At 38.7% G+C, this 10,321-nt stretch carries 9 protein-coding genes and 1 tRNA gene; 6 read left to right on the top strand and 4 right to left on the bottom strand.

The features are described from left to right. Positions 1–18: 18 nt before the first annotated feature. Entirely contained in the window at positions 19–852 is an 834-nt protein-coding gene (gene purU, locus ADHAQ_RS0108510; RefSeq protein WP_026462571.1) for a formyltetrahydrofolate deformylase, read from the bottom strand. A 188-nt stretch (positions 853–1,040) separates the two neighbouring features. On the opposite strand from purU, the gene ADHAQ_RS0108515 reads away from it, so the two are divergent. The 4 genes from ADHAQ_RS0108515 (at position 1,041) to ADHAQ_RS27165 (ending at position 6,983) form a co-directional block, all read left to right on the top strand. Then, entirely contained in the window at positions 1,041–1,967 is a 927-nt protein-coding gene (locus ADHAQ_RS0108515; RefSeq protein ID WP_026462572.1) for an aldo/keto reductase, read from the top strand. Positions 1,968–1,993: 26 nt separating this feature from the next. Then, complete coding sequence (locus ADHAQ_RS0108520; protein ID WP_026462573.1) at positions 1,994–2,968, top strand: YitT family protein; 975 nt, start codon at positions 1,994–1,996, stop codon at positions 2,966–2,968. 58 nt (positions 2,969–3,026) lie between these two features. After that, positions 3,027–3,701, top strand: coding sequence for a metallophosphoesterase family protein (locus ADHAQ_RS0108525; protein ID WP_026462574.1), 675 nt, complete (start codon positions 3,027–3,029; stop codon positions 3,699–3,701). 111 nt (positions 3,702–3,812) lie between these two features. Then, positions 3,813–6,983: a response regulator gene (locus tag ADHAQ_RS27165; RefSeq protein WP_051359802.1), complete on the top strand. Its 3,171-nt coding sequence runs from the start codon at positions 3,813–3,815 to the stop codon at positions 6,981–6,983. A gap of 95 nt (positions 6,984–7,078) precedes the next feature. Here the strand turns inward: ADHAQ_RS27165 and ADHAQ_RS0108535 are convergent, their stop codons facing one another. Beyond that, entirely contained in the window at positions 7,079–7,768 is a 690-nt protein-coding gene (locus tag ADHAQ_RS0108535; RefSeq protein WP_026462575.1) for a LytR/AlgR family response regulator transcription factor, read from the bottom strand. A 100-nt stretch (positions 7,769–7,868) separates the two neighbouring features. Next, entirely contained in the window at positions 7,869–8,660 is a 792-nt protein-coding gene (locus ADHAQ_RS25035) for a glycoside hydrolase family 25 protein (protein ID WP_051359803.1), read from the bottom strand. Between the two features lie 280 nt (positions 8,661–8,940). Between ADHAQ_RS25035 and ADHAQ_RS0108545 the strand changes: the two genes are divergently transcribed. Together ADHAQ_RS0108545 and ADHAQ_RS0108550 are read left to right on the top strand one after the other, a co-directional pair. Beyond that, positions 8,941–9,180: a hypothetical protein gene (locus tag ADHAQ_RS0108545; RefSeq protein WP_026462576.1), complete on the top strand. Its 240-nt coding sequence runs from the start codon at positions 8,941–8,943 to the stop codon at positions 9,178–9,180. A 298-nt stretch (positions 9,181–9,478) separates the two neighbouring features. Continuing rightward, positions 9,479–9,550 (top strand) — tRNA-Arg (locus ADHAQ_RS0108550). Positions 9,551–9,721: 171 nt separating this feature from the next. Here the strand turns inward: ADHAQ_RS0108550 and ADHAQ_RS0108555 are convergent. Further along, positions 9,722–10,321: hypothetical protein (locus ADHAQ_RS0108555; RefSeq protein ID WP_211240579.1), on the bottom strand; the 600-nt coding region annotated here is incomplete at its 5' end.

Raw genomic sequence — 10,321 nt, forward strand, 5'->3', positions numbered from 1 at the left:
TTAAGATGATTAATGAATTTAAAATATGATTGTTTTATTATTGCTTACAAAAACCTTATCGGCAAAAACCAATTTAAGGGCTTGGGCCAGGACAATTTTTTCTACATCGCGGCCCGATTGGGCCATGTCTTTGGCATTTTGGGTATGGTTTACCTGAATTACGTTTTGGGCAATGATAGGACCTTCGTCTAAATCATTGTTTACAAAATGAGCGGTAGCACCTATAATTTTTACGCCCCGTTCGTATGCCTGCCGGTAAGGATTAGCACCAATAAAGGCCGGCAAAAAAGAATGGTGAATGTTAATGATACGGTTGGGGAATAAGGTTACAAAGTCCGGGTTTAAAACCCGCATATATTTAGCCAAAACAATGTAGTCCGGGTTATAGGATTGAATGGTTTGGGCAATTTCAGCATCGTGTTCCTGACGGGTTTTGTGCTCGTGCGAAATAAAATGAAACGGAACATCAAATTGTTCTACTAAGGGTTGTAATAAGTCGTAGTTACCGATTACGGCTAATATATTAGCGTTTAGATCGTTGTATTTTACCCGTAGCAATAAATCGCCGATGCAATGGTGCTCTTTGGTAACCAATATTACAATGTCTTTTTTCTGGTGTGGTTCTAATGCAATACCTGCTTCTGCGGGCAGAACCACTTGTAACTCCCGGCATACTTTTTCCGCATCTACTTCTCCGGAAAGTTCTGCGCGCATAAAGAAATGGTTGTTTTCTTTATCTACAAATTCGCCGTTGCTTATAATATTCAGGTTGTTATTAAACAACACGTTGGTTATCTGGAAAATTAAACCTTTGCGGTCGGGACAATGAATAAGTAAAGTATGAATAAGCATGTATAAATCGCGAAACTAAAAATCAGGCAAGTTTAAGGCCTTTTACTTAAAGTAACTAAATTAGGTAAAACATTCCTTAATTAAATTGCTATAAGCCAGCTACTACTAATATATTCGGGCTAATATCTTTAGCCGGTTGCAACCTTTCTTTTACTATACACGATAGGTTGATAGTCTCTGAAACTGTTATGAAATACTCCCGTCGGCAGGTTGCCAAAATTTTGCTTTCTACCGGAGCAACAGCCTTGTTGGGAAACCTCTCCTTTGCCCAAACTAAGAAAACTACTATGCATAAAAGACCCATACCCACTACCGGAGAGCTTTTACCTTGTGTTGGTTTAGGAACCTGGCAAACATTTGATGTTGGTCCGTCGCCGGTTAGTAGGAAAGGCGTGAAGGAAGTATTGAGTACGTTTGCACAAATGGGAGGCACACTGGTAGATTCCTCGCCGATGTATGGGCAATCAGAAGAAGTAGTAGGGGATTTAGCTGTTGACTTGGGCTTACAAAAGAAATTGTTTATGGCTACCAAAGTATGGACCCAGGGCGAGCAGGCAGGCATTAAGCAAATGCAAACCTCTATGCGGGAGATGCAGGTTAACCCAATGGACCTGATGCAGATTCATAACCTGGTAGATTGGCAGGTTCATTTAAAAACGCTTCGCCGCTGGAAAGAAGAAAAACGAATCCGGTACATAGGTATTACCCACTACTTAACCAGTGCTTTCGATAACCTGGAACAAATTATAAAATCGGAACCCATTGATTTTGTCCAGTTGAATTATAACATTGTTACCCGTGAGGCTGCCAACCGGCTTTTGCCTTTAGCTGCCGAAAAAAAAGTAGCTGTTATTGTAAACCGACCTTTTGAAACGGGTTCGCTTTTTAGTGCCGTAAGAAATAAAGAATTACCTGGCTGGGCAGCCGACTTTGACTGTAAAAGCTGGGGGCAATTTTTCCTGAAATACATTTTAGGGCATCCTGCCGTTACCTGCGTAATTCCAGCCACTGCTAAAGTAAAGCATTTAACAGATAACATGGGAGCGGGTATTGGACGTTTCCCGGATGAAGCTTTGCGAAAAAAGATGGAAGATTATATTCAGAAAATAACGTAATTGACAGGTCAGTTTACATCGAGTGCATGAATCCATTTTTTCGCGGAGTAGTAGATTTGTTTCTTTATCGTCAAAAGAAGAGTACAGAACTGGTAGCGCATCATTCTTATAGTGCAGCTAAAGAAGTTAAGCGGCAACGGGCTTTCATTAAAAGGGAATTTCGGAATTCAATTTTTATTATACTAGGCATTTTATCGGCAGGCTTTGGTTTAGAAAGCTTTTTGTTGCCTAATAAATTCATTGATGGGGGCGTAACGGGTATATCGCTTTTAATAACCGCGCTTACCAATTGGCCCTTACCCCTGCTTATAATTTGTTTAAATATTCCTTTCATTTATCTGGGCTTTAATCAGGTAAACCGGAACTTTGCATTTAAAACCATGTTTGCCATCGCGGGGTTGGCTCTTTGTATAACTTACGTCCATTACCCAATAGTTACTTCAGATAAATTATTGGTTTCAGTTTTTGGAGGGGCTTTCCTGGGAGCTGGTATTGGGTTAGCTATGCGGGGCGGAGGAGTTTTAGATGGTACCGAAGTGCTTGCGCTTTATGTAAGTCGTAAGTCGGGCATTACCATTGGCGATGTTATTCTGATTGTTAATGTAATTATATTCTCTGCCGCAGCCGTTGTTCTTTCTGTAGAAACCGCTCTTTATTCCGTATTAACTTACTTATCTGCTTCCAAAACCATTGATTTTATTATTGAAGGTATTGAGGAGTACTTAGGCGTTACCATTATTTCTGTACATACTGAAGAAATGCGGTTAATGATTATTGAAAAAATGGGGAGAGGGGTAACCATTTACCAGGGCAAGCGTGGATTTGCCAAACAAGGTGAAAAGTTACATGAAATGGATATCGTTTTTACCGTAATTACCCGGCTGGAAATTGCCAAATTAAATGCGGAGATAGAACGCATAGACCGTAATGCTTTTGTGGTAATGAGCAGTATTAAAGATACTAAAGGCGGGATGATTAAAAAACGTCCATTAAAACACTAAGCTTATCTCGGCAATAAAAGATGAGTTTTCGTATAGCCCCTAACTATTTATAGAATTTATGAGTCGTTATGCTATTTCAGATATTCATGGATGTGCCAATACTTTTCGCCACCTGGTAGAAGATGTCATTCGGTTGCAGTCCACTGATCAGTTATTCCTGCTCGGCGACTACATTGACCGTGGTCCGGATTCTAAAGGCGTAATTGATTATATTCTAAATCTGCAAGAGCAAGGATATAATGTAAAGACTTTATCTGGCAACCATGAATACATGCTCTTGCAGGCGCTAAAAGAAGAAACTTATTTAAATTCCTGGCTCTGGAATGGAGGTAAAGAAACATTAGCTAGTTTTCAGGCCACCACCATTCATGACATACCAGAAAGGTACTGGAAATTTTTTACTGAGCTGGAGTATTATGTAGAAACAGAGGACTATCTGCTGGTGCATGCCGGTTTCAATTTTGCTGCCGAAAATCCATTTCAGGATTTTTACAACATGCTCTGGATACGGAATTTTGCTGTTGATTATGATTTGCTTGGTTCTCGTAAAATAGTACATGGCCACACGCCAACTCCAGTGGTAAAAATAAACGAACGTGTGGCAGATGCAGAAGCCAAAGTTATAAATATAGATAGCGGTTGTGTTTACCGGCAGGTGCTTGGTTTAGCGTATCTTACTGCTTTTAACCTGGATACACTTACGCTGGAATATGTGCCTAATCAGGAAGCGTAATTAAATAAAGCCTGATTAGTAGGCCCTGGTCGCCCTGTTAAGGCAATACAGAAGTTTGCCTGCCTAGCATAAATTTTATATCTTTATAAAGAATTGTGCTTCAGGTATATTATGTATTTTATTAAATTGGTAGATTCTTTCAATAATTGGCTGAACAGGCTGAGTATTGCTACCAAAGTTACCCTGGTTTTTTCTATACTGGTTTTGGTTGCTACCACGGTAGTGGGATTTCTGGTATTTTCGGGTAACAGCAAGTTGGTTATAGCTTCTTCCAAAGACCGTTTAAAGCATAGTTCCGAAATTTTATCTATTCAACTAGACGCAGCCGCAAAAGGATTACATAATGATATCCGACTGATCAGTAAAAACCCGGTTTTTCAGGATTTTGTGCAGGAGGTAGCTAAACGTGGAACACAACCTGTAGCAGATGCGAAAAGAAAGCAGGTAAATCAACTGTTTCAATCCTTACTGGAGAGCCGGCCGGCTTATTTACAGGTTAGCCTGATTGGTGCTGGTAGCAGTAAGCGCGAAATAATCCGGACCGATCAGGTAAATGGTAAAATCAATGAAGTACCTGTTCCGCAGTTAGGTACTCTGGAAGGGACCCTCTTTTTTAATGAAGTACCCGATCTGACTCCTAACCGGGTCTTCATTTCCAATCTTTCCCTTTTCCGGAAAAAGGGTGAACTATCTTTTCCGCTAACGCCGGTTATTAAAGCCTCACTTCCGGTTTACGATGCAAACCAGGAAATAGTGGGAGTGCTCCTAATAACGCTGGATTTAACGCCTACTTTCAAAAATTTACAATCGCTTCTTGATCACGAAAATACTTTATACCTCACTAATAATACAGGTGATTATTTAATTCATCCGGAACCTGATAAAGTTTTTGGGTTTGAAAAAGGTCAGCGGTTTTTGTTGCAGAATGAGTTTCCTCAAAGTACAGAGGTTATTTATGGCGGAAAGTCTTCGTTTCAGTTTGATGAAGCCTTACAAGGAAATCAGGAACCTGTTTTATTAAATTTAGAGCGGGTTTATATATTTCAGGATCAGGAGCGATTTCTGGTTTTGGGCATCAGTACGCCTTATAGCTCCTTATTGGCTGGATTAAAGCAGGTCCGTAATACCAGTTTATTAATTACTTTAGTTATTTGTATAGGCAGCATCGTGCTCACCTTGGTTTTTTCCCGGTTCTTAATCCGGCCGTTACAATATATTACCACGGCGGTTTCTGATTTTGCCGCTGGTAAAAGTACTTTGAAAGTCACTCAAAACCGGTCTGATGAAATTGGTGTACTGGCGCAGGCTTTTAGTCAAATGGCCGATCAAATCCAAGACCAGATTCAGGAATTAGCTTACAAAGAAAGAGGAATTCGGGCCATTATTGAAACCACTATTGAAGCTATTATTATATTAGATAAACAAGGCAGAGTAGAAAAGTTTAATCCGGCGGCAACTTCTATTTTTGGTTACCAGGCAGCCCAAATAGTGGGCAAACCTATTAGTACTATATTAAACAGCCCGGCAGAAAACCAGCTTTGGAACGGGGATGGTACTGGTAGTTATTTAAATTTTATTGGGCAAGGCCGGGAAACAACGGCTGTTAGGGAAGATGGAAAACAAATTCATATTTATTTATCATTAAGTAGTTTTGATGCGGGCGATGAAATAAAATATACCGCTATCATACATGATATAACTGCCCGTAAACAGGTAGAAGAAGAGCTGTTACAGGCCAAGCAATTAGCAGAAGAGGCAAACATAGCCAAAGATGACTTCCTATCTGTAATGAGCCATGAAATTCGTACGCCTATGAATGCTGTGATTGGTATGTCCCGGTTGCTGCTGCAGAACAAGCCGGGTGCGCACCAATTACCAATTATCAATACCCTTCGTTTTTCAGCTGATAATTTAATGTCCCTGATTAACGATATTCTGGATTACTCAAAAATACAGGCCGGTAAAATAGAGTTTGAAGAAGTTGATTTTAATTTAAAAGAACTGCTCGACAAAATTACGCTAAGCCACCAAGCTAAATGCCAAGAAAAAGGTATCCAATTGTATTGTCAGGTGGCGGCCCAGGTGCCGGATAGGGTAAAAGGAGATTCGGTGCGGCTTTATCAGATACTAAATAACTTAATTGGTAACGCTGTTAAGTTTACAGAAAGCGGAACGGTAACGGTTAACGTTTTCCCTGACGGGGAGCTACCTGGTTATATTTATAATTTGTGTTTTGAGATTGCGGATACCGGCATTGGTATTGCCCCGGATAGTCAGGCATATATTTTTGAACGTTTTACGCAAGGTAGTTCGGATACTACCCGTAAGTATGGCGGATCTGGATTAGGATTAGCCATAACCAAAAATCTGGTAGAGTTGCAGGGAGGTGAAATTTCGCTGGACAGCACGTTAGGTAAGGGTTCGGTATTTAAGGTGTATTTATCTTTTAAACCAGCTTCGGCAATGCCTGTAATGCGTAAAACATATAATCAGGAAACCAGCTCTCAATTAAGAGGCCTGCAGGTGCTGTATGTAGAAGATGTAGCTTTTAATCAATTCTTAATTCAGAACTATCTGGCTAAATCAGGCATAGAATTAGACTTAGCCGATAGTGGACTGAAGGCCATTGCGAAGGTAACAGAAAAGAAATATGACCTGATTTTAATGGATATTCAAATGCCTGAAATGGATGGTTTTCAGGCTACCCAGGAAATAAGGAAATTAGATAAAAATGTTCCTATTTTAGCATTAACGGCATTGGTATCTGATAAGGCTAAAGCCAGAATGCAGGAGGTGGGCCTTAATGATTATTTATTGAAGCCGGTAGAGCAAGAAGATTTGTTAAATAAAATAGCAGCCTATACCGTAAAAGAAATTTTTGCACCACAGGAAAAACAAAAGGTTGAAAAGGTAGCTAAGCGTGTTGGTATTATTAATTACCAAACGCTGGAAGAGGCTTACGACCATGATCCTGTAAAAATAGAAAAGGCCCTGCTGTTAATTCAAGGAGAAATGATGCAATACCGGCATTTATTTCGGGAAGCTTTAGCTGAAAATAATAAAGATTTATTTAAGAGTAGCTTCCATAAAATAAAGCCTCATTTGCAACTGTTACAATTAGAGGTATTAACTACAAATTTAGCAGCCGTGAAACTTTATTTATTAGAAGGGCAAGGTGATCAGGAAATGCTAGGCCAGGAACTGGAAGTTAATTTTGAGCGGTTGCTGGAAGAGATAAAAGAGAGGTTAACTCTTATAGTGGCCTCTGTAGACCCTTCATAAATAATACGGCTTTCACTGTGCCTCTTTTTATACTTACTATTAAATGAGTAATAGGAGGGATTCAGCTGGCTATTGCAGAGCAAAAGCTAAACTTTTCAGATTAATAAATTTAGTCTTTTTAAAAGTTTGTCTTTATAGGAACTGCTTATCGGTAAAGGAACATCACCTATAAAAACTGTATTGCCTTCTACCCGATCGATACGATTTATATTGACCATAAATGACCGGTGTATGCGCACAAAATTATCAGGCAAGCTGTCTTCCAGTTTCTGCAAGCTCATTAAAGCTAAGTAACTTTTTGTCGCGGTTTTAAAAGATACATAATTAGAAACAGCCTCCACGTGCAAAACATCCTTTAACACTAACTTTACTAAATTATGGCCATCTTTTATAAATATTTCTTCGGGTCGTGGTGTTAACTTTGGCAGTGGTGCAGGTTCTTTTTTATAAACCTTTTGCACCGCTTTATGAAACCGGGCAAAGGTTATTGGCTTAAGCAGGTAATCTACTACCTGGTAATTATAAGATTCTAAAGCAAAATCCGGACTTGAGGTAATAATAATAACCGGAATAGCTTGAGGCAGGTTTCTTAATAAGTCCATTCCAGATATTTCCGGCATCTCAATATCCAGGAACATTAAATCAAACTTCTCAATTGCCATTAAATTCAAGGCGTCGCTGGCGTTCTCGCATTGAATACAATAATCAATAAAATCTACCTTAGCGGCAAAATGGCTAATCATGTCGCGCATTAAGGCATCATCATCAATTATCAGGCATTTCATAAAGAGTAATAATTTAAATTAATTAGAAAATAAAGGTACTAATTTCTTCTACATCCTGTTCCTGATTTTGTCTTGTTCCGGAAGTTAAATAGAAGGAAAATTATTTTAGTAAAAGTGCCTGAAGGTCAGTATAGGACCCATAAAAGATATTGCAATCGGTTCTTCCTTTTATGCCTGGTATGGCTCCTTCATCCGTGTGTTGCCAAAATTTTATTCGTGTATTTTCGGCAGGATTTAGTAGTAGTTTGGGCACGTGATAATGAGCAATCCAAAAAAGATGATCGGGAAAATAATTCGCTAAATAATCACGATAAAAGCTGTAATTGGTATATATAATTGGTTTTACCCCATACACGCGTTCTACAAAATGCAGCCAGTTTTTTACACCTTCACGTAATTTTTCGGGCGACTTATTTCCTATTGTTTCTACATCTAACACAGGAGGCAAGTCACCACCCTCCAAATCTATCACACTAATAAAGTTTATGGCCTGTAAGGCGGCTGGTTGGTTGGGCCTATAAAAATGATAAGCACCCCGTAGTAAGCCTGCTTTTCCGCTTTCTTCCCAATGAGCTTCAAAAAGTTCATCTTGCTGGTAAAATCCCTCCGTAGCTTTTATGAAAGCAAATTTTATCCTAAAATTTTTTACTGTTTGCCAATTTACGTGTGTCTGATATTTAGAAACATCAATTCCTCTTACAACATTTCCTTTCGGCCAGTTTATGTATTTGCCGGGAAGCCCATAAAATTGTTCTTTTTCAGCATTAGCTAATTTTTTTATGCTTCGTCCGTAGCCATACTTTAGTAGAAAGGCTGGCGGGTGGTAATACATCCGCCAGGCTATTGCCAATAGAAAAATGGATAAAATAATAATCCAATATTTAAATTTCATGAATAATCGTGCATGTGCTGGTTAATGCTTTATGAATTTCAATTACAAAATTCGGGAAATACGGTTAAAATATAACCATATTTATATAGCAAAACTCGTCTAATTAAGCTTAAGTAGTGGTTAAACGATTAAAAACTTGACTTTGTCTTTAATTATTCTTAGATTTAATGGACTTCAATGTTTTTGACAGTTAAACAATTTGAACGAAGATTATAATTATTTAAATGTAAATTAATATTCCCTTAATTTTTGAGTTTGGTTAAACCTTTAATTTTGCCTTATGGAAACACTAAGAGCCTCCGTTATTCAGACCCGTTGTGGCAAACGCTTTGATTTGTCCCGTGCTTTACCTTTTGCTCGTAATGCAGCTACTCCTTATGGATTACATAATTTTGCCGTATACCGGGCAAATGGTAGCTATTATATAAAAGGCTATAACACCGGTAATTCAGAAACAATGCTAGATGCTTTTGAGCTTATTTCTGAAAATGAAGCTTTCCAATACTTAAATAAAAGGTAAGTGATATTTTACCTATGAGGTTTTTTGCTGGTAACTTAAATTATCCCAAATTAAACTGTGCCTTTTTATTAATTGTTATTTATAGCTAAGAGCCATACACATCTGCTGTTTGGCTCTTTGTTTTAAGTCGAAACACCTCCTCTTATACTAGAAATCTTTAGCTCATTCTTTGCTAAAAATATTGATCTTGGTCTGCCGGGCGTATATCTAATGGTTACTTAAAACTTTTTTATACAAAAATCACTATAAGTGTAGGTGATTTAAAATAATTCGAATATTTTTGCACTCGCATTTACCTGCTTCCGTAGTTCAATGGATAGAATGTTGGTTTCCGGTACCAATGATAGGGGTTCGAATCCCTTCGGGAGCACTAGTTAAGTTGTAAAGGGCTGTAAGATAATAACTTACAGCCCTTTTTATTTTCAGTATAACGGTAAGTATAACGAAAGTGCTGAAATAGGGGAGGGTTAAATGAAAAACGCCCCCATTGGGAGCGTCCTTCAATCTTTTGTTTTGTCAGTTCAAATATACTAAAAATTATCTATTCATTATTCCTTTTCAGAAAGTAGGCGGCGGCAATTGTTGCTACCACTACCACAATCACCACCCATAGCAAACTCTTATCTGATTTGGTTGCTGTGGGTGCGTTGTGATCTCCTTTGATAGCGTTCTGACCTTTGAGCTTTTCCTTTGACTTATCTTTGATGGTTACCTTTGATTTATCTTTGATATCCTGGTTGCCGGTTTGCATAGCTGGTGCAATGGAGCTACCTCCTTGTGCTACCTGGTAGTTAATGTTGATAGCTGAATTCTTGAGTTTAGTTTTTTTAGGACCAAATAGCCGGGTTATGAAACCTGTTTTTTTACCTGACGTCGGTAATACCGACACCAGCTTTCCCCCTGGCGTATGTTTAATATACGTCAGGTTGTTTTCCTCCATTGCTTGCTGAATTCCCGGATACATCCAGACCAAGCTATCCAATGGTGAGCCATTCTCATAAGGAGGCATGGAATTAGCCTGATTGATTACAGGCTCCTTGGTCAATACATTGGTATCCTTTTCAGGTTTACCAGTTTTGCAGCTCATAGGCAGTAACAGCAGGAGCAACAATAATTTGTAGATGTGTTTCATATTATAATT

This window comes from Adhaeribacter aquaticus DSM 16391, from assembly GCF_000473365.1.
Lineage (GTDB): Bacteria > Bacteroidota > Bacteroidia > Cytophagales > Hymenobacteraceae > Adhaeribacter > Adhaeribacter aquaticus.